Source organism: Flavicella marina (genome assembly GCF_009193215.1).
GTDB lineage: Bacteria > Bacteroidota > Bacteroidia > Flavobacteriales > Flavobacteriaceae > Flavicella > Flavicella marina.
The window spans coordinates 143,603-169,312 of record NZ_VYVA01000003.1 but is presented as its reverse complement, the minus strand read 5'-3'; the positions used below and the strand labels follow the sequence as shown (position 1 = coordinate 169,312).

The window sequence follows — 25,710 nt, the reverse complement described above, 5'->3', positions numbered from 1 at the left end:
CTATTTTTAATTCCATCTATATCTCAACAACAGTTCAAAGGAACCATGTGAATTTACTTTTGCTATATCAGCAACATTCATATCGTACGAAAAACCAAATTTGAAGTTACTTTTTGAAGAAAACAAGGAGTAAAGAGATACTGTTTCCTTCCATCGATAGTTCAAACCTCCTACAATATTATTCATATAATTCATTGTCGCAGAAATATCATAGGTCGGAGTTGTCCCTGCTATGAATCGAGACATAATTGCTGGAGTAATTTTTAAATCTTTATTGATCCTAGCAATGTATCCTCCACCGACGTACAGATGAAAATAATTTACAACCATCGCTGGTAAATCTTGGCCTAATGAATACTTTTCTACTCGAGATGCATTAGGTGTAGAAACACTTACATAATATTTAGGGTGTGACAAGTACACTCCTGCTCCCAACGTTGGTACAACATAACTCTCGTTTTTACTAAACAACATATCTCGATCTGGAGCACCTGCTTTTGTAAGATCTATATTCACAAAACTCGCACTAGCTTTCAAACCAAAATGCACATAATAGTCATCTGAAAACTGAACTTCTGCCGCAAAATCAAATGAAGCATCTGTTTTATTTAAAATAAATATTTCGTCATGAACTACAGACAATCCGAATCCTAATCTATCATTCATAGGTGCAGTATAAGACATAAATGCGGTGTTAGGTGCATAAGGTACACCTGTCCATTGGCTTCGATATGACAAATTTGCCTCTGAATATTTATGTACCGAAACATAGGCAGGATTGATAATATTTAAATTGAAATTATACATCGTGAAATTTGGTTCTTGCTGTGCTAAACAAACAATAGAACTGAGCAACAAAAACAAACTAAAAAGACAGTTTCGTCGGTATATTAAATTTTCTTTTCTTTCTATCATCATGCTTAATATTTTATGTAGATCCATCCTTGTACTATTTTTTTACCAGGTATTTTTAAATCTAGTACGAAGAAATATGACCCTTCCGGTAATTTTCTCTTTCCGCTAGTAAACATATTTGTACCATCCCAAGTGTTTCTGTACGCATTGGCTTTGTAAACCAAAGCACCAGATCTGCTATAAATTGAAAGCTGATTGTTCGGGTAATCTTCTATGTTTCTAAATACAAAGTATTCGTTGATACCATCTCCATTCGGAGAAATTCCATATCCTATTTTTTCCTCGGTTTGGGTAGCATCGAGGTATCCATCATTTTCTATATCGTCATCACAGAAATCTGGAATTCTATCTAAGTCACTGTTCTCAGTTCGTATTTCTATTCTATACACACTAGAAACTTCACTTGTATTGTAAGACAAGTCTGTTGCTATTGCAGTAACGTCATAGGTTCCATCTTCTTGTTCAACATCGCTTAAATCTAATTCCCAATCACCATTTTCATCGGCATTCGAAAACCCAACCGAAGCTCCATTAACAAATACTTGAACAACACTTTCAGCTTCTGCAAGACCATTGATTACAAATTGATTGTCCGACGTAACCTCAGTATTATTCGGACATGTCAAATCTGCAGCTCTTAGGATTGTTGGAGCGTCTGGTGGTGTCGTATCCAGTGTTTTTATCATTTTTATTTTACCATAGCCAACACCTTCTGAATTCTCTGCATAAGCTCTAAAGTAATAGGTTGTTTCACTATTTAAATTCTCTTCAGATGCTATAAAAACATCTACTGGGTTTAATTCAATTTTCTGAATAATAGAAGCGTCCCCTTTTAACAAACTGTTATCAGAGGTAGAAATGATAAACCCTTTTTCATAAATTGAAACACCTCCTTCAGATAAAAGTTTCCCTGCAATGTCTGCAGAAGAACCTGTAATATTGATAGCGTCAGAAGTAACAACAATAGGAACCGTAGCTACAATTTGAAGTAAACCATCTACTATCGTAACAACGTAATTCGAATTCGAAAATGATGAGCTTATTTTATAAACACCAACAGCTTCCCCGGGTTCTCTCACTAAAATCAAATCTATACTACTTGTATCTATAGCATTTTTAGAAGTAATTTTATAGGTCAATTCAGGGTCAAGACTTCCAAAATTTTTGACTAAGTCATCAATTGTTATGGTTAACTCAGCTATGGTAATGGTAAGATCGGATGCGATGTAAGTAATCTGATAATTTGAATTCTCTAGTGTAGAATATATACCATACACTCCAAGTTCTTCACCTTCCTCACGAATCAAACTTCCTTCAAATACATCACCCTCAACAAAATTCCCTGATGTAATTTGGTAAGTAAGTATTGGATCCTCTTCTCCATAAGCTTTGATTTGTTGGTCTGCTGCTATTGTAATAATTGATTTTTTTATCACCAAATCAGCACCTATGAATGTAACATCATAATTTGAATCATCCAATGTAGAATAAATAGGATAGGTACCTACATCTTCTCCTAATTCTCGACTTAACTCTAATGAATCCCAACTAGCCAATGCTCCAGAAACAAATGAATAGCTCAAAACAGGATCTAGGTCACCATAAAATTTCGTTTGAGATTCAGCCTTTATGGTCACAGCCGCTTTCGAAATGGACAAGCTTGCATCTGTATATGTAATGTCGTAATTATAATTCGCAATGCTAGGATAAATAGTATATACACCAACATTTTCACCTTTGTCTCTCGTCAAAATAAGTGATTCTCCACTTTTTAAAACTCCTGAAGAAACAGCATATGTAAACTCTGGATCATCAGCTCCATATGGCTTGGTTTCTGAATCTATATCTATAGATACTTTTGCTTTTTCTATAGTAAGCAAAGCATCTACAAAACTAGACTTATAATTAGTTGTTGCTACCACAGTCGCTCGAAGAACAACGGTTCCGGCGTTACCAAGACTAACAATTTCATTGTGTACTCCGGATAGCATTGTACCGTTTGCTTCTCCAACGATACTATATTCTATTTGTTTATCGGACTCCGTATTTGCGTTTAAAGTGAAGTCTGGATCACCATAAATTTTAATAACATCTGAAAAATCAATTTCTGCTGTTTGCTGAACAACCTCCAAAATCCCCGGAAATAAAACTCCTGTTATGATGTTGTAGTTATTATCTGACCCACCATAAAGTAAAATATAATACTTACCTACATTCGAATAAATATCCGCGATGGTTATAGCAAAAGGCTCTTCATCAAGATCTGCTTCAGTATCGTCATATACAAATCCTTCATAATTTATTTTCAGTTCTGGATTTTCAACACCATAGGGTCTGGTAATGTCTGCCGCTCTCGCTGTCAATGTCGCTTTATGAATTGTCAAGCTTACATCTTTAGTCACTGACTCATAATTTGTTGTTCCAACCACAGTAGCACGAACTATCACTGTACCTGAATTTCCAATTGAAACAACTTTATTGTTCACACCTGACAGTGTATTTCCATTGTCATTTCCAACAAAACTATACTGAATTTGGCCAACGGAATTTGTTGTGGCATCTAAACTGAAATCTGGATCTCCGTAGGTTTTAACAATATTTGAAAAACTAATAACTGGAGTTTGTTGAATTATAGTCAATATACCCAAACTCGACAATCCTGTATCAATGATGTAATTATCATCCCAACCGCCATATAGTACAATATAGTATTCACCAACATTCGAATCAATCGTTGCAATTGTTTTCGCAATCGGTTTCATATCAATATCAGCAAGTGTATCCCCATTTACAAACCCAGTATAACTTATGGTGAAAGTTGGATTTTCGGTTCTGTACACTCTAGTAAGATTATCAGCTTTTGCCCACAATATCGCTTTATGAATGGTTAAAACAATATCTTTTGAAGCTGATTTATATTCTGCTGTTGCAGCAACCGTTGCTCTGATTACAACGGTACCTGCATTCCCAATAGAAACAACTTCGTTATGCACACCTGACAAAACAGTTCCATTTGAAGCACCGACGATAGCATAGCTTATGGTTCCTCCTGAATTTGAGGTTGCATTCAAACTAAAATCATCGTCACCATATATCTTTTCTATATCTGAGAATGTTATAGTAGGTGCACCTGGAGTAATACTAAAATCGATACCAGGAGTCACTTCTAAATCGTAATTTATCCCTGCAGACAGGGTTCCTTTTTCTATTGGATAATTTCCTATAACTTCACCTGGCAAGCGCATTAAACTTCCTGAAAAAACATCTCCAAATTCCAAAGTAGGAAAAACATTAAACAACAACTCTGGATCGTCATCACCAAACTCTTTCGATTGTCCAGAAACCGGTGTTACCACTATTTTTTTGGGAAGGATGTTAAAATCTATTCCAGGAGTAAAGACTATTGTGTAATTATCACTCGCAGAAATATCTCCTATTGCAATTTCATAAGCACCCACATTATTTCCTGACTCTCTTCTAAGGTTTCCTGTAATGGCATCCCCAAAAGACAGAAAAGGAAAAATCGTATATGATAAAATAGGATCTGCTTCACCAAATATTTTTGACTGTCCTGCGGTTGGAGTAACCACTATGGTTTTAGGTGCTATATCAAACAAAATACCTTCAGTAAAAGTCACTTCATAATTAGCCCCAATAGTTAAATCTCCCTGTGTAATTTCATAAGTACCTACATTTTCTCCTGGAACTCTAGCTAAGTTTCCGACAAACGAATCTCCCAAAATTAACGCCGGTACACTCGTATAGGTAAAAACGGGATCTATATCTCCAAAAACTTTAGTTTGTCCTATTGTTGGAACGATATTTATTGCTTTTGGAGAAATAACGAAATCTCTACCAGAGGTGAATAAAATGGTGTAGTTAGAATTCGCCGATAATGTTCCTAAGCCGATGGGATATTGCCCTATATTTTCTCCAACCGTTCTTTCTAGATTACCACTTAAGAAATCACCAATTTCTAATGCTGGAGAAACAGTGTAATTCAAAATTGGATCTGAATCTCCATAAATTTTAGATTGGTTGGTCATTGGAGTGATGGTTACATCTTTGGGAGTAATTTTAAAACGAACACTAGCATCAAAGACCACATCATAATTTGCACTTGCAGAGAGGCTTCCCAACCCAATAGCATAATCACCAACATTTTCTCCAGTTGTTCTTGTCAAGCTTCCTGAAAACATATCTCCACTTTCTAGTGCCGGAAATACATCAAACTCTAATACTGGATCTATTTCTCCATAAACTTTGGTTTGGCCAGCTCGAGGAGTTACCGTTACCGTTTTTGGATTGATCTTAAATTGAACACCTGTCGTAAAAATCAAGTTATAATTATAACCTAAATCTAAATTTCCTTGTGTCACTTCATAATCACCAATACTTTCACCTGGTACTCTAGACAATCCTCCTATAAAAACATCTCCTATTTCTAGAAACGGGAAATAGCTATACGTCAAAACCGGGTCGGCCTCTCCAAAATATTTCGATTGTCCTGCGGCTGGTGTAACTGTGATGTTTTTAGGTGTGATATTAAATTTCTCTCCATTTTCAAAAATCAAATTGTAATTCGTTCCAGCATTTAAATCTCCCAAAGTAAGTGCATACTCTCCAACATTCTCGCCAGCGACTCTCGACAAACTTCCAGAAAACACATCTCCAATTTCTAAAGATGGGGCATGGGTGTACGTATATATTGGATTGATTTCTCCATATATTTTTGATTGACCCACAAGTGGGGTGATTGTAATATCTTTTGGAGCAATTTCAAAACTCACCCCTGGATTAAATATCACAGTATAATTACTGCTTGTGGTTAAACTACCTTGCGAAATAGCATATTCCCCAATATTCTCACCAGGTACTCTTGCCAAACTTCCTAAAAAAACATCTCCCGTTTCTAGTTCTGGAGAAACACCAAAAGTCAACAAAGGGTCTATAGAACCAAATATTTTTGATTGTCCCACATTTGGTGTTATCGTGATTTCTTTTGGAATAATTTCAAAATTCACACTTGTATCAAAAATGATATTGTAATTTGAACTAGCATTCAAACTCCCTTGGGTTATTGTATAATTTCCAATATTTTCCCCCGAAACTCGAGATAGGCTACCTGTAAAGTCATCTCCAAATTCTAAAGAAGGAGTGGCCTGATATGTTAAAACAGGATCTACTGAGCCGTAAATTTTTGATTGATTCGTATTCGGTGTAATTGTTATATTTTTAACTCCGATATTGAAAACTATCCCAGAGGCAAAAGTCAAATTGTAGTTTGCACCTGCAGTTAAACTACCTAGTGCAATCTCATAATTTCCTATATCTTCACCTGGTTGTCTTGTCAAACTTCCCGAAAAAGCATCACCAACTTCAAGAAAAGGAAAAACAGTATATCCTAATACAGGATCTGTTTCTCCAAATATTTTCGACTGACCAAAAACTGGAGTAATCAATATATCTTTAGTCATAATGCTGAAATTCACTCCAGATACGAAATTGATATTATAATTTGTCCCTGCACTTAAATCTCCTTGTGTGATCTCGTACATCCCTACATTTTCCCCTGAAATTCTAGTCAAATTCCCGGAAAACACATCTCCAACTTCTAAAGAAGGAGAAACAGAATAACTCAAAACCGGATCTACTTCACCATAATTTTTCGACTGATTCAGCGTAGGTGAAACGGTTATATTTTTTTGAGTTATACTAAATGTATTCCCCGTGATAAAAGTCAAAGTATAGTTCGATCCTGCGTTGATATCTCCTTGTGTTATTTCATAGACGCCAACATCTTCACCTGCCACTCGTTGTAAACTCCCAGATAATACATCTCCAGACACTAAGTTTGGAGAAACATCGTAAGAAAAAATTGGGTCTAATTCACCATACACTTTCGATTGACCTACAAGTGGGGTGATCGTAATATCCTTTGCTGTTATGGTAAAATCAGCACTGGTAAAACCGAAAGTATAATTAAGTCCTGCACCACTGGACTTCAAAGCCAAACTTCCAATATTAATAGGATACGAACCTACATTTTCCCCTGGAGTTCTCGCCAAACTTCCTGCGAACACATCTGAAGGTAAATCTCCATTTACAAATCCGGAAGTAAAAGCGAATGTTGGATCAGCATCTCCGTAAACCTTTGTACTATTCGTCGCTAAAACATTGATGTTTTTTTTAGCAATTGTCAATGTCATATCTTTCGTTCCTCCTTCAATACTTCCATTAGCAGCAACAGTTGCTCGGATAGTTACTGTACCTACATTACCAAGAGACACTTCACTATTTCCAATACCACTTAGAGAGGTGCCTGTAGTATTTACCCCAACAATACTGTATGTCATTCCTCCACCAGAATTTGAAGTAGCGGCCAAATTAAAATTAGCATCACCATAGGTTTTAGTAACATCATCAAAGGTCATTACTAATTCTGCTACGTTGGTAACAGAAATATCCACATTCTGATTTTCCGAATCTCCAAAAATATTCGTAACAATAAAATTTACTCTATAGACATTGTCATTGTTCGCATCAGTAGGATTTTCAAAATCAGGAGGCGTTAAAAATGTAATTTCACCTGTTGAAGAATTTATTGAAAACAACGATTCATCATTTCCTGATCCTAAGCTATACGAAAGTGCAGATATTTTTACCGCATCTGCAGTATAAACAGTCGTTGCAATATTCTCAGGAACAGAAACTGCAGAACTTGAAGTGATATCAGGTAGTAACGAAATAATCGGACTACTCATATTGCGAGTCAATAAATCTTGCGATGCTACGTCTGAAGCAACTTGATTTTCTATATTTCCATCATCATCACCAATACCATCACCCATCAACCAAACTTTCGTACCAAAAGCACCCAAACTTGCATCATTCGGATGGATTTGAAAATTCGAGGTTGTTGATCCACTATTTGGCACACGCCAGCTATTACCAACCTTATAATCATCGAGCCACTTCAATGGATCTAGGGTCATGAGTTGAATTTCTGCATCAGAAGGTAAGGATGTATTTTGATTCAATGTAGTTGCTACAACTGATGCAATCATTCCATTGTTTGGAGATTGATTGGCCGCTCTTGCTCCTACAAAAAAATCACCTTCGACACTTGCAGTATATCCATCATCAATATCCCAAGTTCCAGTTGGAATTGAGACAGCACCCGTACTAATGTCAACAACACGAATTCTAAATGGAGTTTTACCAAGGTCATCTGTTCGAACACCATTGTAATCAACATACACGGCATACCACTTTCCAGAAACCAAATCAGTATTTGCAGTCCAAACAATATAATCACGATCAATCCATCGCCACCAAGAAGGCGTATGTTTTCCTAAATAAAAAGTAAGCCTATTATTTAATACACACAACATCAATCTCCCCTCATGATCATGATCTACACCAGCAGTTTGTGACCATAATCCAACTTCACCACCGCTAGTAGTATGTCTGAACACTATACTAGTAGCCCAGGGTTGACCACCATTGGCCGTTTTACCGGAACCAGCAGAAGCCGTACTCATAAAACTTCTTCTTAACGGGTTGTTCGTATCTGAATTAGTATTTGCCACTAAGTAATCATTGACACCATCAAATTCAACAGCATGTAAATAAGGGGTAGAAGACGCGAATGCAGCACTCTTCATCCATTTAGGATAGACAGATTTGTTATAAGTTGAATTTGAAATACTATTTTTTTTGATAGAATCAAATCCACTTTCAAGATAACTATTGTATCCATTCGAAAATACGAATAGCGGTACAAGGAAGTATAAAATGGTCAAATGCCATTTACTTCTAAGGCAGGGGTAGGCCATAGTAGAAAAGTTAGGGGTAGGTAACTATTAAACAATACAGAACAAGGGTCAATTTTTCAAATCAATGAAAAGACCAATGCAAAAGATTGAATCATACAAGATGATCAATCAGAAAATAAAGCTAGATATGTTAAATAAGAAATTTTCTTAGAAGTTGAAAAAAGAGCCTTTGAGGAAGGTTTGAGCTAAAATCAAAGTGTGGGGTAGAATTGATCATAATTATTAAATTTATTTTTTGTGAATATACGTAAAAAGTGGTTTTAAATAAAATCACACAAGACTCAAAACACCTTGTAAAACAAGGCTTTCACAAGCAAAGTCTTACTCTTAAAGGGATACGTAGATATTAAAAAATTTCATTTTTTTTTACACTAACTATTTACCCATATTGAAAAATTTATCTACAATTAATTAGAAAATTACCAATAATGACTATTTTTCAATTTCATTATTTTACACAAAATAATCAAAACGATAACCTTATAAATTGGATTAAATCCAAAAAAAAGCCCTTTCATTTTGAAAGGGCTTTCTATATTTATAGAAATCAATTAAGATTCTTCTTCACCGTCTTTTAAAGGAACGTTTTGAGGTACAAAATCAACATCATGACCTGGCTTACTATAGTCATAAGCCCAACGCTCTACAGATGGAATTTTACCTGGCCAGTTTCCATGAATTCCCTCTACAGGAGTAGTCCACTCCAACGTAGTAGATTTCCATGGGTTTTGTTCAGCTTTCTTCCCTTTGTAAATACTCATAAAGAAGTTCACTAAGAAAATAATTTGTGCAATACCACCGATCAAAGCAAAAATTGTAATCACTACATTCACATCCGATAAATCATCAAACAATGGGAAAGCAGTATTTGTATAATATCTACGTGGTAAACCTGCCAATCCAATAAAATGCATTGGGAAGAATACTCCATAAGCTGCTACCGCAGTAATCCAAAAGTGCCAGTATCCTAAGGTCTTATCCATCATTCTACCATACATCTTAGGGAACCAGTGATAAATACCAGCATACATACCATAAATTGCAGATACACCCATTACCAAGTGGAAATGCGCCACTACGAAATAAGTATCATGTACATTAATATCTAAAGCACTATCACCTAAAACAATACCTGTTAAACCACCTGTAATGAAAGTAGATACCAAACCAATAGAAAACAACATTGCTGGATTCATTTGAAGGTTACCTTTCCATAGCGTAGTAATATAGTTAAAAGCTTTCACCGCAGAAGGTATTGCAATCAACAAAGTTGTAAATGTAAATACAGAACCTAAGAAAGGATTCATACCTGAGATAAACATATGGTGACCCCATACAATTGTAGATAAGAAGGCAATCGCCATAATTGACCCAATCATTGCACGGTATCCGAAAATTGGCTTACGTGAATTTGTAGCGATAATTTCTGATGTAATTCCCAAAGCAGGTAATAATACAATATATACCTCAGGGTGACCCAAGAACCAAAATAAGTGCTCGAATAATACCGGAGATCCTCCTTGGTAGTGTAAAACTTCACCACTGATAAAAATATCAGACAAATAGAATGAAGTTCCGAAACTTCTATCAAAAATTAACAATAAAGCTGCAGATAATAATACAGGGAAAGAAACCACACCAATGATTGCCGTGATAAAGAATGCCCACATTGTTAAAGGCAATCTTGTCATTTTCATTCCTTTCGTTCTCAAATTTAAAATTGTAACAATATAATTCAAAGATCCGATTAAAGAAGAAGCCACAAATATCGCCATAGAAACCAACCATAAAGTCATTCCCATACCAGAACCAGGAATTGCTTGTGGTAATGCAGATAATGGAGGATAAATTGTCCAACCAGCAGATGCAGGTCCCGCCTCAACAAACAACGAAATTACCATGATAACACTAGAGATAAAGAACATCCAGTAAGAAATCATATTCATGAATCCTGATGCCATATCACGAGCTCCAATTTGCAATGGAATTAAAAGGTTACTAAAAGTACCACTCAATCCAGCTGTTAATACGAAAAATACCATTATAGTACCATGAATAGTAACCAATGCTAAATACATATCCGGATCCATTATTCCATCTGTTTGATGACTTCCTAAGAAAGCCTCAACAATTGAAAACGAATGGTCTGGCCATGCAATTTGCAAACGAAATAACATTGACATTAACACTCCAATTACCCCCATAATAATTCCGGTAATCAAGAATTGCTTAGAAATCATTTTGTGATCTTGACTAAAAATATATTTAGTTACAAAAGTTTCTTTATGATGATGATCTGACATAATTTTATTTTATTTTTCATACCCTTTTAAACCTTAGGGTAAGATATTAGGTATATAAATCTTCTTATTTTACGACTTCAGCTAATGTTTTTTGTTGCTTCAACCAATTGTTAAAATCAGCTTCATCTTCAACAATAATTTTCATTTGCATGTTGTAGTGAGATGCACCACAAATTTTATTACATAATAATACATAATCAAACTCGTAAGGGTCTTCACCTTTTTCTTTTCTGATTTTGTTGATTCCTGCAACTTTACGCACTGTCTCTTCTTGCACTCTCATTTCCTCAGTAGTAAATTTAGGAGTAAAACCAAATTCAGTTACCATACCAGGAACACAATTCATTTGCGCTCTAAAATGAGGCATATAAGCTGAGTGCAACACATCTTGAGAACGAAATTTAAAAACAACTTTACGTCCTTTAGGTAAATGCAACTCTCTTACAGGAATATCATCTGCGGCATTCACATCTGTTAAATCAACACCCATCGTATTTACACCTTCGATGTTTCTTACATTTCCACGTCCCAAAGTATTATCAGCACCAGCATAGCGAGCTTGCCAGTTAAATTGCTGTGCGTAAACTTCTACTACAATAGGATTTTCAACTTCTGATAAATCCATAACCGTATTCCAAGTATACAATCCATATCCAATTAATACTGTCAAAACAATCGTAGGAATTGCTGTCCAAATCAATTCTAACTTATGACTATCTGCATAAAATAATGCTTTTCTGTTGTTAATACCTCTGTACTTGTAAGAAAAGAAGAATAACAATCCTTGTGTGGCGAATTGAACTATTCCAATCAACACAAATGAAATCAAGAATAAGTTGTCATCGTTTTCTCCTTCAATAGAAGCAGATTCAGGTAACATAATGTCATTCAAAAAGAATAAGCAATACCCCATTAATATATAAAATCCTACCAAGAAAGCTAAAAACAATTTTCCGTGAATATCATTGTCTTTTTCTGTAGCGATTGGATTCTCCTCTAACTTCGCAATAGCAGAAACCTCTTCGTTTTTGTCGTTTTTCAAAATTACTTTCCCGTAACTAGTCAATCTATTGACTTGCCAAATTCCTAAGGATACTGCAACAGCTAAAAAGATGTAAAATAAAGCTAGCATATGTTCTATTTATTTTTAATTAATTAGTTTAATATTATTAGTAGTGGAAAGTTTCACTTTCATGTAAAAATGGATTTCCTTTCGCTAATAATGGTGCTTTAGAGATTGATGTAAATACACTGTAGATAAACAATCCTAAAAAGAACAAGATTGCTCCAATTTCTGGAAGTCCAAAGAACCATTCTCCACCTACAGTTGCAGGCATAATCATAATAAATACATCTGTATAGTGTCCTAATAATACCACTACACCAGCTCCAATAACAAAATTTGGTATTCTTTTGTAATCACTATTGATCAATACCAAGATTGGGAAAATAAAGTTCATAGGAATCATTAACAAGAATGGTAACTTATACTCTTCAAATCTCTGCACAAAATACGTAGTCTCTTCAGGCATATCAGCATACCAGATCAACATAAATTGAGAGAACCATAAATACGTCCAGAAAACACTAAATCCAAACATGAACTTAGCTAAATCGTGAATGTGACTATCATTTACATATTCTAAGTGTCCTTTAGACTGTAAGTAAACCGTTACCATAGCGATAACTGTAACAGCAGAAACTAAGAACGTAGCCAAAACATACCATCCAAACAATGTACTAAACCAGTGTGGATCTAATGACATAATCCAATCCCAAGACATCATAGACTCTGTAAACAAAAAGAACGCTAAAAATGCCACAGACATTTTAAAGTTTTTCGTGTAGTTTACCAAATCAGTTGCATTGTCTTGTGCTAAAGACGCTTTTCTAGATAAGTGACGGTAGATATTCCAACCAGCTATGTAAACAATTGCTCTAATCGTCCAACCCGGCACATTCAACCACCAACTTTTACCATCGATAATCGCATCATAATTTGCTGCAGTAGGATCTACAGTTCCAGGAGCCATCCACACAAACAAATGATGTACATGAGCTGATCCTAACAATAAAAGAACCAATAAAATAATCGTTACAGGCAATAAGTTTCCTGTAATTCCTTCCATCACTCTAAAAAGTACAATCGACCAACCCGCTTGGGCAACTCTTTGGATAGCATTAAATGCCAATACCAATAAAGTTACACCAAAGAAAAACATACAAGCAACATATAATGCCGCCCAAGGTCTATTCTTCAATTGATGAAAAACATGCTCTGCATGGCTATCACCATGAGCTTCTTCACCGTGTGACGGAGCAGCTTCGTGATGTGCTTCATCTGCATGACCATGTGCATCATGACCATGAGTATCATGTGATGCTTCTGTATGGTGATCAGCATGAGCATCTGTTGCTTCATGGTGCTCCACTTTTGCTTCACCATGACCACCATGTGCATTCTGTGCATGGTGTAATTGTTCTTTCACTTCTTCCACTGAACTTGGTGTTGATAAAAAACCAGAGATAATTCCCACAGCTCCTAACACCATTAATGCCAATGCAATTGTTTTTAATTTTCCTGAAAACTGATACATATATTTCGAATTCAATCTTTATTAAAGATTATTTTAATAAATCGTTTCTTAATTTTTGAACGTGCTCTACAACTTGCCAACGTTCTTCTCCTGTCAATTGAGATGCATGAGATCCCATAAGGTTTCTACCATACATAATTACATGGTAAATACTTCCTTCTGTTAAATCTCTATCTTTGTAATTAGGTATTCCTAAAAACTTCTCTCTTTTAACCAAGTCTCCTTGTCCGTCTCCTTTTTTACCATGACAAACTGCACAGTAGATTCCGTACAAAGCTTTTCCTTTTTCACTGTCTTTTGTATACACAGTTAACGGAGATTTCAATTCTTTTTTCGCGGCTTCATATCCGTCATTAGAATTAGGATAATCGTAAGGAACTTGTCCTCTTGCAATCGTACCTTCAACAGGTAACTGAGAATCCATTCCGTTAGCAAATGCTGTATTCACACCATAAGGCTCATAAGCTACAGATGTATACATGTCAGGCATGTATTGTACTTGTGGCTTCGTTTTATCATTACATGAAGTAAACGCGATTGCTACAAATAATATTGCTGCTATTTTAGTGATCGTATTTCTCATTCCTTTAGTGCTTTTCAATTACGTTAATTTCAACTGCTCCTGTTTCACTCAATAAAGATTTTAATTCTTCTTCATTATCGTGAATCGCGATTTCCATTAAGAAATGGTCATCGGTAGTTCTTACATCTGGATTTTCAGCTGCTTTAAATGGCCAAATTCTACTTCTCATGTAAAACGTAATTACCATTAAGTGGGCAGCAAAAAACACTGTCAATTCAAACATAATTGGCACAAATGCTGGCATGTTCAAAAACCAACTAAAGTTAGGTTTTCCTCCAATATCTTGAGGCCAATCTTGAATCATCATATAGTTAGTCATCCAGATTGCGAAAGACAAACCTGTAAGACCGTATAAGAATGCCGTGATTGCTAATTTTGTATGAGGCAATCCCATTGCTTTATCCAAACCATGAACTGGAAATGGAGTAAAGACATCCTCTATATGAATGTGTTTTTCTTTTACTTTTTTAACGGCATCCATCAGGATGTCATCATCATTATATAAGGCGTGTACTACTTTATTACTCATGATTTCCGTCTCTTAATTTTTTATAATTTTCTCCTGATACTTTTAAGATTGATTTTACCTCTGCTTGAGCGATCACCGGGAACGTTCTAGCGTACAATAAAAACAATACTCCAAAGAACCCAATAGTTCCAATGAAAATACCTATATCTACAAATGTAGGCTCGAAACGAGTCCATGTAGATGGTAAATGTCCTTTACTCAATACAATTGCGATAATGTCGAAACGTTCGAACCACATACCAATATTAATTGCGATAGAAATTAAGAATGAAGCAATGAAACTTCTTCTAAACTTTCTAACCCATAACAATTGAGGGATCAAAATATTAAACAAAATCAATGACCAAAATGCCCATCCGTATGCTCCTGTCGCAGCTCCAACCGACATGTAGGTAAAGTTTTCATAAGGAGAACCTGTGTACCATGCGATAAAGAATTCTGAAGCATAAGCCACAGCAACAATACCACCTGTTAACATAATTACCATATTCATGTATTCAACATGCAAACGTGTAATATAGTTCTCAAGATTTGTTACTTTTCTCATGATTCCTAACAACGTTTGTACCATTGCGAATCCAGAGAAAATTGCTCCGGCCACGAAATAAGGAGGGAAAATTGTCGAGTGCCAACCTGGGTTGATAGAAGTAGCAAAATCCATCGATACAATTGTATGTACTGAAAGTACTAATGGCGTAGCCAAACCTGCTAATACCAAAGATACTTCTTCAAAACGTTGCCAATCTTTAGCTCTACCTGACCATCCGAAACTTAACAAAGCATAAATTTTCTTTTGGAATGGTTTTACCGCTCTATCACGTAGCATTGCAAAATCAGGTAACAAACCTGTCCACCAGAAAACCAATGATACAGATAAATATGTTGAGATTGCAAATACGTCCCATAATAAAGGTGAGTTAAAGTTTACCCATAACGAACCAAATTGGTTAGGGATAGGTAATACCCAGTATCCGTTCCAAGGACGCCCCATGTGAATTAATGGAAATAAACCCGCCTGGAAAACGGCAAAAATTGTCATTGCTTCTGCAGAACGGTTGATTGCCATTCTCCATCTTTGACGGAATAATAACAATACTGCTGAGATCAATGTACCGGCATGACCGATACCTACCCACCATACAAAGTTTGTAATATCCCAAGCCCATCCAATGTTCTTGTTCAATCCCCAAACTCCAATACCAGTTCCGATCGTATAGGTAATACACCCTATACCCCATAAAAAGGCAATTAATGAAATTGTAAATGCTATATACCAATTTTTATTTGCTTTACCCTCGATAGGTTTTGCAATGTCAACCGTAATATCATGGTAAGATTTTTCCCCTAATACTAATGGTTCTCTAATAGGTGCTTCGTAATGAGACGACATAATTTATATATTGTTTCTTAATTAATTTAGTTTATGCTTCTTCTGTATTTCTAACTTTCACTTGGTAAAGGACATTGTTATCTGTTCCGATAGCCTCTAGCAAACGATATGCTCTTTTATCTTCTTTCTTAGCGATAATTTCATCATCAGATTCATTTACATCACCAAAAACAAGAGATCCCGTAGTACATGCAGAAGAACAAGCTACTGCATTATTAAACTCACCTGGAGCAACTTTTCTACCTTCTTTTTTAGCGTTTAAGATTACCGCTTGTGTAGATTGAATACAGAAAGAACATTTTTCCATTACTCCTCTTGAACGAACAGTAACATCAGGATTCAATACCATTTTTCCATACTCATCATTCATATTGAAATCGAATTCAGAATTTTCGTTGTATTTGAACCAGTTAAAACGACGTACTCTATAAGGACAGTTGTTTGCACAATATCTTGTACCAACACATCTGTTATAAGCCATTTGATTTTGACCTTGACGTCCGTGAGAAGTTGCAGCAACAGGACAAACCGTTTCACATGGTGCGTGATTACAGTGTTGACACATTACCGGTTGGAATGATACCTGAGGATTCTCAGCTGGTTGCTCTAGAGCATAGTATGTATCAACCTCATCTGAAGAAGAGTTTTTGTTGATCGCTCTTTCTTCGTTGTTTTCATCTAATTCAGAAGAATAGTATCTGTCAATACGCAACCAGTGCATATCTCTACCCACTCTCACTTCATGCTTACCAACTACAGGAACATTATTTTCTGCATGACAAGCTACAACACATGCACCACATCCTGTACAAGATGACAAGTCAATTGACAAATTAAAGTGATGTCCGATACTTCTATCTTGATCATCCCATAAATCAACTGCATTTACATCTACCTCTTCATGTTTCAATGACACCTTAGAAACTTGATTCCAAGATTCTTTTGGATCTAAATCTGTGTTGCTGTAATCTTTGAAAGATACTTCTTTCAAGATTTCGTATCTACCAGCAATTGTATGTTGTAATTGCTCACATGCAAATTTATGAGCACCTCCAATATTTTCAATCGTAGCAACTTGCACATTTTTAAAGTCTGCTGCTAACGTGTAAGCATTTACACCTACTTGCATTTCAGACTTCATTGCTTTTGTTTTCCCGTATCCAACAGCCAATCCTAAAGATCCTTTAGCTTGACCTGGTTGAATTAATACCGGTACATTTTCTAAAACGACACCATTTACAGTAATATTAGCATATTGACCATCGATGGCTCCATTATCTCTAACTGGATTAGAAAAACCTTGCTCATTTGCATCTGCTTGTGAAATTAACAAATAGTTATCCCAAGAAGCTCTAGTTAATGGATCTGGCAACTCTTGTAACCAAGGGTTATTCGCTTGTTGACCATTTCCAATTGCAGTAGATGCGTATAATGTCAATTCAAAAGCTCCTGTTTTAACAGATGACTTTAACGCTTTAGCAGCTTTTAAAGCATCGATAGATTTTCCTTTTAAAGCTTTCGCTTCTGAAGTATAAATACCATCATGTAATGCTTGATTCCATGCAGTACCACCAAGAACTTCTTTAGACCAGAAATTCTTTAAGTAATCATAGTAAGATTCTTCACTTCCAGACCATGCTAACAAACAGTCTTGAAATTGTTTTGTATCAAACAAAGGATTTACAGTTGGTTGTGTTAAACTGTAAGAACCTTCTTGAATTTTCACGTCTCCCCAAGCCTCTAAATAATGAGGAACAGGTAATGCATATTGAGAAGCACTTGCTGTTTCATCTTCACTAGACGCAAAAGCAACTGATAATTTTACTTTATCTAATCCTTGTACAAAAGCTTCACTTTGCGCTAAAGTATAAACAGGATTCGTATTGAAAGTAATTACAGCACCAACTTTACCAGCATTCATTTCTGCAATCAACAAATCAACTGCCACATCAGAGCCTTGTCTTGTATATTTTACAGCAGCCGTATCGATAACATTACTCTCTAAATATGCATTTAAAGCCAAGGCTAACAATTGTGCATTTTTGTTTTGAATTCCTGTAAGAACAACACCGTGTTTACCAGCATTCTTCAACTGCTTAGCCGCTTTTAAAATTGCTCCGTCTTTAGGAGTTGCTTTTGAAGGCAAACTTTCTCCAGTTACAGCATTGTATAAATTGATCAAAGCATAAATTTGCTCAGATGGTTTTACTACAATTCTTTTATCCGCATTTGAACCAGTTAACGACATATTAGATTCTACCTGAATATGACGAGACATTTTTCCTGCTTCTACATTTCTACCTGCAGTGTAGCTTTTTTCAAAACCACCACCTTGCCAATCTCCTAAGAAATCTGCACCGATAGAAACTATAGTTTTTGCATCAGAAAAATCGTAATTAGGTAATGCTCTTTCTCCATAAACTTCTTCAAAAGCATCTAAAGAAGCAGATTCTGATAAAGCATCATATTGAACATGTTCTACATTTCCGTTAGCTGAAATAAAATCAGCAATTAACTTTTCAGTAGATGGACTAGCCAAAGTACCTGTTAATAAAACCACCTTTTCACCAGCAGCTTTTAACTCAGCCAACTTAGATTTTATTTGCGCATTTGCATCAGACCAAGAAACATCGTTTCCGTTTACCTTTGGCCCTTTCAAACGCAAACTATCGTACAATGATAATACAGAAGCTTGCACTCTTGCATTGGTAGTACCGTTTGCTAATTTATTCGGCTTGATTAAAATTGGTCTTCCTTCTCTAGTTTTCACCAATACGTTTGCAAAATCATAACCGTCAGCAATTGTACTTGCATAATAGTTAGGAATACCAGGAGTAATTTCTTCTGGTTTTACAACATAAGGAATTGATTTTCTAACTGGACCTTCACATGCAGCCAATGAAGCAGCTGCTGTTGAAAATCCAACATATTTTAAAAAGTCACGACGAGAAGTAGAAGACTCTTCTAAACTCTCTTTATCTCCTAAAAATTCATCTGTAGCTAATTCAGATACAAACTCCTTTTCTTCAAGCTTAGCAACAATCGAACTATTTTCGTTTAGTTCTTCAACACTTTTCCAGTATTTTTTGTTAGATGCCATGTTATATATAGGTATTTTATAAACTTAATAATTGATTAGTAGTGACATTTTCCACATTCTTTCCCTCCCATTTGAGCGACAGTCACTTTTTCTACACCATACTTTTTAGATAACTCTTCATGTATGTTTTTGTAGTATCCGTTTCCTTCCATTTTAACTTGAGTTTCTTTATGGCAATCGATACACCATCCCATAGTTAACGGAGAATACTGATATACTTCTTCCATCTCTTCAACAGGTCCATGACATTTCTGACATTTGATCCCACCAGCAGTAACGTGCTGAGAGTGGTTGTAATAAGCAAAGTCTGGTAAGTTATGGATACGAGTCCAAACTATTGGCTCTGTCTCACCAGTATATTCTAAATTTTCTGAATCCCATCCAGCTGCTTTGTATAACTTTTGAATTTCTCCATCGTAAAAAGCTTTTGAATGTTCAGCTGTTGCAGTTTCTTCAGCAACCTCACCAATGTTTTTATGACAGTTCATACAAACATTAACTGATGGTATCCCTGAAGTTTTACTATTCTTAGCTGCTGAGTGACAATACTGACAATCAATTTTATTATCACCTGCATGAATTCTATGAGAAAAAGCAATTGGTTGAACTGGCTGATATCCTTGATCTACACCAACTGACATAAGAGCAGTGAATCCAAAATACGCCAAGTTAAATAACAAGATAATCGTAGCAACAATTTTCAAGAAACCGTTATCACTTTTGAAATACACATAAACCACTAACCCAGCTAAAACCAAGAAAACAACATAAGAAATCCAATTAGACGAACCTTCTTCCTTTACATCAACTGCCGCAGCAGCTACTGGTGCAGCACCCGCTTTTTTCACAGGATCTGCATCTAAATAAGCAACGATATTCACGATATCTGCATCAGACAACTGAGGAAAAGCAGTCATAGGTGACCCTTTGTACTCTTCGTAAATCGCAATTGCATCCGCATCACCAGAAGCTCTTAATGCATTGTTATCCTTAATCCATGCTTTCAACCAATCCAATTCTCTTCTGTCAGAGATTTTTCCTAGCGCAGGACCCACTAATTTTTTATCCAACTTATGACAAGCGGCACAATTAGCATTAAACAAACCTTTTCCAGCTTTTGCATCTCCTTGTGCAGACAAACTAAAGGTAAAAAGGAATAAAAAAGTAAGACTAGAGAATACTAATCTTTTGATTTGACTGTGTTTTTTCACACTTTTCATACTTAAAAATATAAATTTTCTATCTTAAATTGAGACAAAATAATCGTTTAATGAACAGTATTATTTCCCTCAAAATTTTGAGCAAAAGTACTATTAATTACTAAAAATGTGAATTAAAAAAGCGCGCTCTTAACTAATTTATATTTGTTCTAAATAACAGATGTTCATTAACCGAGAGCTCAGTTTTTAATAATTTCTTCGAAATCGTTAGAGTTCTATGTTTTAAGGGGGTCGTGATCACACAATATAGCAGAAATTACACACAAAATAAAACACAACGAACACAAAACAAATGGAGAGAATTTAGTGATTAGAACACAACAAAACGAAGAATGATTTTTATCAATAAAAAAGTGACAAAACAGTGGTACTTCGTTAAATGAAAACCTATCAAATCATAATTATTAACAAAAAAAATAATTAGAGCTATTGAACATTGTTTATTTTTGCAGCAGAATTAATTCTTATGAAAACAAAACTATCTATTCTTACGACTATACTTATCTTTTGCTCAGTTTCAATTTTTGCTCAAACCAGCACAGATAACAGTCTAAAAACACTGATCGACAAAAAAAGAGAGTACAGCAAAGTGGCTAAAAAAGGGTTCTGCATTCAGCTATATAATGGAAATGAAAAATCTGCTATTGATAGAATGCAAAAATTCAGCGAACTATTTCCTGAAATCGAAATTAAGCGGATTTATAAAGTTCCCGAGTGGAAAGTTCAAACCACTTCTTTTAAAACTCGGATTGAAGCAGACAGAATTTTAAACAAAATAAAAGAAGAATACCCTGGAGCAAGAGTATTATAAAAAAAAGACCATTCAGTTGAATGGTCTTTTTTTATTTCGCATGATCTAAATAATAAATAACATTTAAAATCTCTTTATCACTCAAATACGAATAAGACATCATTGGTATTTTATTGAATTTATTATATACTTCAATAGCATCCTTATCTCCTTTCGCCATCAAAGCCTTGCTATCTTTAATAAATGAAATAGTCCATTCTAACTCTCTTCTCTCAGAAATTTTACCAAGGGCAGGCCCAATAAGTTTTTTATCTAATTTATGACAAGCAGCACAATTAGAATTAAAAATTTTCTTCCCTTTTGCGATATCTGTTTGTGCATTAGCAGCAAATAGCGACGCAAAAAACATGAACGAACCAACCATTATAATTTTCGTATCTAATAATTTTCTTTTCATCATTTCAATTTATTGTGAGAATAAAACACTTACTTAACAAAGCTATAAAATTAGAACTAAAGATATTACAACAAAATTCACTTATTTACTCTCGTATTTAACCTTTTAAAAATCATCCGTTTTAGTGAAACAACCATTCGTTCTCCTTCTAATTTTAATTTCTTGGTAGTTTTAACAAAAACAAAATCATGAACAAAACAACTACAATCAAAAGATTCGTACTCACTGTAATTATGGTATCAATTAGCAATGTTTACAGTCAAAAAACTCCAACATTCACAAAAAATTCAGATCCGAAACCTAAGGAACTCAAATGGAAATTAATAAAAAACATGTCGGATGAATTCAACAAGAAAAAAATAGACACAAAAAAATGGGTTACATCTGGAGGATGGATTGGTAGGCCTCCTGGATTATTCATGCAAGACAATATACATATCGAAAATGGATCACTAAATATTACAGCATATAAACTAGATGAGACTATCACAAAAAATGGTAAAGACTTTACACACGGTGGTGGTTATGTAGCTTCTAAAAATGCCAACAAATATGGTTATTATGAATGCCGAATGAAAGCCAACAAAACTTTTATGTCCTCAACATTCTGGTTGATTAACGAAAAGAGAAACCTGACGGGTTGTGACAAAAGAACTGTGGAGTTAGACATACAAGAATGTGTGGGTGAAATATACAATGATGGTGCTTGGGCCGCATACTTTGATAGCTCAATGCACTCGAACACACACAGCAGAAACATACCAGAAGGATGTGATTACAAAAAAGCAACTAAAGGAGCTAACAAAAAATTAGCTTCTGGAAAAGTGTACGAAGATTATCACATATATGGTGCTTGGTGGAAAAACAAAAATGAAGTTTGGTTTTACTTGGATGGAGAACTTGTAGAAAAAGTAACACCACCTGCTGATTTTGACATCGAAATGCAATTGAGAATGGTTGTAGAAACGTATGATTGGAATCCTGTTCCAGCAAACGGAGGAATGAATGGAAGTAAAGAAGAGCGCACAACATCTTACGACTGGGTTAGAAGTTGGCTACTTGTAAAATAAGATCTATAGAAATAAAAAAGCCTCCTAAATTTAGGAGGCTTTTTTATTTCTATAGTTTAAATTGAATTACTTCAATTTCTTTTTCACTTCTACTTCTTGGAATGCCTCAACAATATCTCCGATTTTGATATCGTTATATCCTTTTATTTGCATACCACAATCGTAACCTTTTGCCACTTCTTTAGCATCATCTTTGAAACGTTTTAAGGTAGCAAACTCACCAGTAAAGACTACAATACTATCTCTAATAATACGAACTTTAGAATCTCTAAATACCTTACCAGTCAACACCATTGAACCAGCTACATTACCAACCTTAGATATTTTGTATACTTCTCTAATTTCAGCAGTACCTGTAATCTCTTCCTTCATATCTGGAGACAACATTCCTTCCATGGCATCTTTCAAGTCATTGATTGCATCGTAAATAATTGAGTACATTCTGATATCAACTTCTTCTGTATCTGCAAGCGTTCTAGCATTTCCAGAAGGACGCACATTAAATCCAATTACAATCGCATCAGATGCAGAAGCCAATAGAATATCAGATTCTGTAATTGCTCCTACTCCTTTATGAATAATGTTCACTTGAATTTCTTCAGTAGACAATTTCTGGAAAGAATCAGTTAATGCCTCTACAGAACCATCAACATCTCCTTTTAATATAATATTCAACTCTTTAAAGTCACCCAATGCAATTCTTCTTCCGATCTCATCAAGCGTGATGTGTTTCTGAGTTCTAACAGACTGCTCTCTTTGTAATTGAGAACGTTTTGTAGCAATTTGTTTTGCTTCTCTTTCATCTTCAAATACATTGAACTTATCACCAGCTTGTGGCGCTCCATCCAAACCAAGCATTGATACAGGAGTAGAAGGTCCAGCCTCTTGCAAGTTATGTCCTCTTTCATCGAACATCGCTTTTACCTTACCACTATGTCTACCTGCCAATACATAATCACCGATTTTTAACGTACCAGCTTGTACCATAATCGTAGATACATATCCACGTCCTTTATCTAACAAGGCTTCTACTACAGTTCCGGTTGCTCTTTTATCAGCATTTGCTTTTAAATCTAAGATTTCAGCTTCTAACAACACTTTTTCAAGCAATTCATCAACTCCTTGTCCAGTTTTTGCAGAAATATCATGCGATTGAATTTTACCTCCCCAGTCTTCTACAAGTAAATCCATCGAAGCCAATTGCTGTTTCACATTATCCGGATTTGCCGCAGGACGGTCAATTTTATTGATTGCGAAAACGATAGGTACTCCAGCAGCTTGCGCATGACTAATAGCCTCTTTCGTCTGTGGCATTACATCATCATCTGCTGCAATTACAATAATTACTAAATCGGTAACCTGTGCTCCACGTGCTCTCATCGCTGTAAAGGCCTCGTGACCTGGAGTATCTAAGAATGCTATTCTCTGACCACCCGATAATTCAACTGAATAAGCTCCAATATGTTGTGTGATACCTCCAGACTCACCAGCAATTACATTTGCTTTACGGATATAATCTAAAAGTGAAGTTTTACCGTGATCTACATGCCCCATTACCGTAATAATTGGTGCTCTTGTCGCTAAGTCTTCTTCTCTATCTTCTTCTTCTAATATTGATTCTTCTACCTCTGCTCCGATAAATTCAACAGTATAGTTAAATTCTTCAGCAACAATTGTCAATGTCTCAGCATCCAAACGTTGGTTCATTGTCACCATCATTCCAAGAGTCATACATGCAGAGATAATTTGTGTCGGAGAAACATCCATCATGGTTGCAACCTCCCCAACAGTAACAAATTCAGTTACTTTCAATACTTTATTTTCTGCAGCAGCCAACTCTTGATCAATATCAGATTGTTGACGGTGTAAATCTCTTTTTTCTCTACGGTATTTTGCTCCTTTATTCTTACTAGATTTCCCTTGTAATCTCTCTAGAGTCTCTCTTACTTGCTTTTGAACTTCAGCTTCAGTAGGTTCTTCTTTCTTAACTGCAGGATTCGGTCTTTGATTTCTACCTCTTCCTTTAAACCCACCTCTTTGATTACCACCTTGACCACCGCCTTGACGTTGATTTGGGTTTGCAGGTTTTACAATTCTTTTTCTTTTCTTTTTATCAGCATTACCAGCTCCAGCTTTCGGCTCCTCTTTTTTCTTCTTAGGTCTTTCAAACTGTTTTAAGTCAATTACCGTACCCGTTAATTTAGGTCCGTCTAACTTTTTATACTGAGTAGTCAATTTCTCCGCATCTTCTGGATTCACCTCTTCTTTTGGCTCTTGTTTTTTAGAAGGCGTTGGTTTTGCCTCTATAAATTCTTGAGCTTTATCGATAGCCTTAGGCGCAATTGGCTTTTTAGGAGTTGCTTTTGGTGTCTCTTCAACTTTTTTCTCATCAACCTCAACAGTTTGAGCAACTTCTTTTTCTTCAACAACTTCCTTAACAGCTTCAGCTACAGGAGCTTCTTCCACCTGTTTTTCTTCGACAGGTTTTTCTTCTATCACAGCACCAGGAACATCAATCTTACCAACCGTTTTTACCTCTAACTTTTCAGCTTTTGCCTTTACAACAGCTCTACGAGATTCTTCAATTTGGCGTTTCTTTTCTAGTTCTGCTTCTTGAGCCAAACGCAGTTCTTCTTTTTCCTTCTTCTTTTCTTCTCCTACTTCTTTAGAAGCTGCCTTCTTATTTTTGTCAGTCTGAAAACCTTCCAACAGCACTTCATACACTTCATTAGTGATTTTTGTAGTAGGACGTGCCTCTACCTCAACTCCTTTGCTCGCAAGGTGCTCAACCGCTCTATCCAATGAAATATTAAGTTCTCTTAAAACTTTATTGAGTCGTATTGTTTTATTTTCAGCCATAACTTTTTAATTGTTGAATCGGTTTGGTTTACTTATTTGGCTCATAAACCAGCCGTATATTCAGAATTTTATTCTTCTTTTAAATTGCGTTTCTCACG

14 protein-coding genes are annotated in these 25,710 nt (G+C 35.5%); 2 read left to right on the top strand and 12 right to left on the bottom strand.

Going from position 1 to position 25,710, the window contains the following annotated elements:
* Window positions 1-6: 6 nt before the first annotated feature.
* The 10 genes from F6P99_RS07700 to F6P99_RS07655 form a co-directional block, all read right to left on the bottom strand.
* Complete coding sequence (locus F6P99_RS07700; protein ID WP_193316029.1) at window positions 7-918, bottom strand: PorP/SprF family type IX secretion system membrane protein; 912 nt, start codon at window positions 916-918, stop codon at window positions 7-9.
* Between the two features lie 2 nt (window positions 919-920).
* Window positions 921-8,753 carry an MBG domain-containing protein gene (locus F6P99_RS07695; protein WP_152286890.1) on the bottom strand — a complete coding sequence of 2,611 codons (7,833 nt, stop codon included), beginning with the start codon at window positions 8,751-8,753 and terminating at the stop codon, window positions 921-923.
* Between the two features lie 551 nt (window positions 8,754-9,304).
* Complete coding sequence (locus tag F6P99_RS07690; protein ID WP_152286889.1) at window positions 9,305-11,056, bottom strand: cytochrome c oxidase subunit I; 1,752 nt, start codon at window positions 11,054-11,056, stop codon at window positions 9,305-9,307.
* A gap of 64 nt (window positions 11,057-11,120) precedes the next feature.
* On the bottom strand, window positions 11,121-12,188 hold the full coding sequence (locus F6P99_RS07685) for a cytochrome c oxidase subunit II (protein ID WP_152286888.1): 1,068 nt from the start codon (window positions 12,186-12,188) through the stop codon (window positions 11,121-11,123).
* A gap of 37 nt (window positions 12,189-12,225) precedes the next feature.
* Window positions 12,226-13,653: a quinol:cytochrome C oxidoreductase gene (locus F6P99_RS07680; RefSeq protein ID WP_152286887.1), complete on the bottom strand. Its 1,428-nt coding sequence runs from the start codon at window positions 13,651-13,653 to the stop codon at window positions 12,226-12,228.
* Between the two features lie 28 nt (window positions 13,654-13,681).
* On the bottom strand, window positions 13,682-14,236 hold the full coding sequence (locus tag F6P99_RS07675) for a c-type cytochrome (protein ID WP_152286886.1): 555 nt from the start codon (window positions 14,234-14,236) through the stop codon (window positions 13,682-13,684).
* Window positions 14,237-14,240: 4 nt separating this feature from the next.
* Window positions 14,241-14,765 (bottom strand): DUF3341 domain-containing protein, encoded by a 525-nt coding sequence (locus F6P99_RS07670; protein ID WP_152286885.1) that lies wholly within the window; start codon window positions 14,763-14,765, stop codon window positions 14,241-14,243.
* A complete protein-coding gene (nrfD, locus tag F6P99_RS07665) occupies window positions 14,758-16,155 on the bottom strand; it encodes an NrfD/PsrC family molybdoenzyme membrane anchor subunit (protein WP_152286884.1) in 1,398 nt (465 codons plus the stop codon). The genes F6P99_RS07670 and nrfD overlap by 8 nt, the downstream gene beginning before the upstream one ends.
* A gap of 31 nt (window positions 16,156-16,186) precedes the next feature.
* Window positions 16,187-19,255 carry a TAT-variant-translocated molybdopterin oxidoreductase gene (locus tag F6P99_RS07660; RefSeq protein WP_152286883.1) on the bottom strand — a complete coding sequence of 1,023 codons (3,069 nt, stop codon included), beginning with the start codon at window positions 19,253-19,255 and terminating at the stop codon, window positions 16,187-16,189.
* Window positions 19,256-19,290: 35 nt separating this feature from the next.
* Window positions 19,291-20,475: a c-type cytochrome gene (locus tag F6P99_RS07655; protein ID WP_152286882.1), complete on the bottom strand. Its 1,185-nt coding sequence runs from the start codon at window positions 20,473-20,475 to the stop codon at window positions 19,291-19,293.
* A gap of 466 nt (window positions 20,476-20,941) precedes the next feature.
* Here F6P99_RS07655 and F6P99_RS07650 point away from each other — a divergent pair, with 466 nt between their 5' ends.
* The gene (locus F6P99_RS07650) at window positions 20,942-21,286 is read left to right on the top strand and encodes an SPOR domain-containing protein (protein WP_152286881.1); all 345 of its coding nucleotides are present in this window, start codon (window positions 20,942-20,944) and stop codon (window positions 21,284-21,286) included.
* A 31-nt stretch (window positions 21,287-21,317) separates the two neighbouring features.
* Here F6P99_RS07650 and F6P99_RS07645 read toward each other — a convergent pair whose 3' ends face one another.
* Complete coding sequence (locus tag F6P99_RS07645; protein WP_152286880.1) at window positions 21,318-21,686, bottom strand: cytochrome c; 369 nt, start codon at window positions 21,684-21,686, stop codon at window positions 21,318-21,320.
* Window positions 21,687-21,871: 185 nt separating this feature from the next.
* Here F6P99_RS07645 and F6P99_RS07640 point away from each other — a divergent pair, with 185 nt between their 5' ends.
* Complete coding sequence (locus F6P99_RS07640; protein ID WP_226913042.1) at window positions 21,872-22,753, top strand: family 16 glycosylhydrolase; 882 nt, start codon at window positions 21,872-21,874, stop codon at window positions 22,751-22,753.
* Between the two features lie 66 nt (window positions 22,754-22,819).
* Here F6P99_RS07640 and infB read toward each other — a convergent pair whose 3' ends face one another.
* Window positions 22,820-25,612 carry a translation initiation factor IF-2 gene (gene infB / locus F6P99_RS07635; RefSeq protein ID WP_152286879.1) on the bottom strand — a complete coding sequence of 931 codons (2,793 nt, stop codon included), beginning with the start codon at window positions 25,610-25,612 and terminating at the stop codon, window positions 22,820-22,822.
* Window positions 25,613-25,710: the final 98 nt, after the last annotated feature.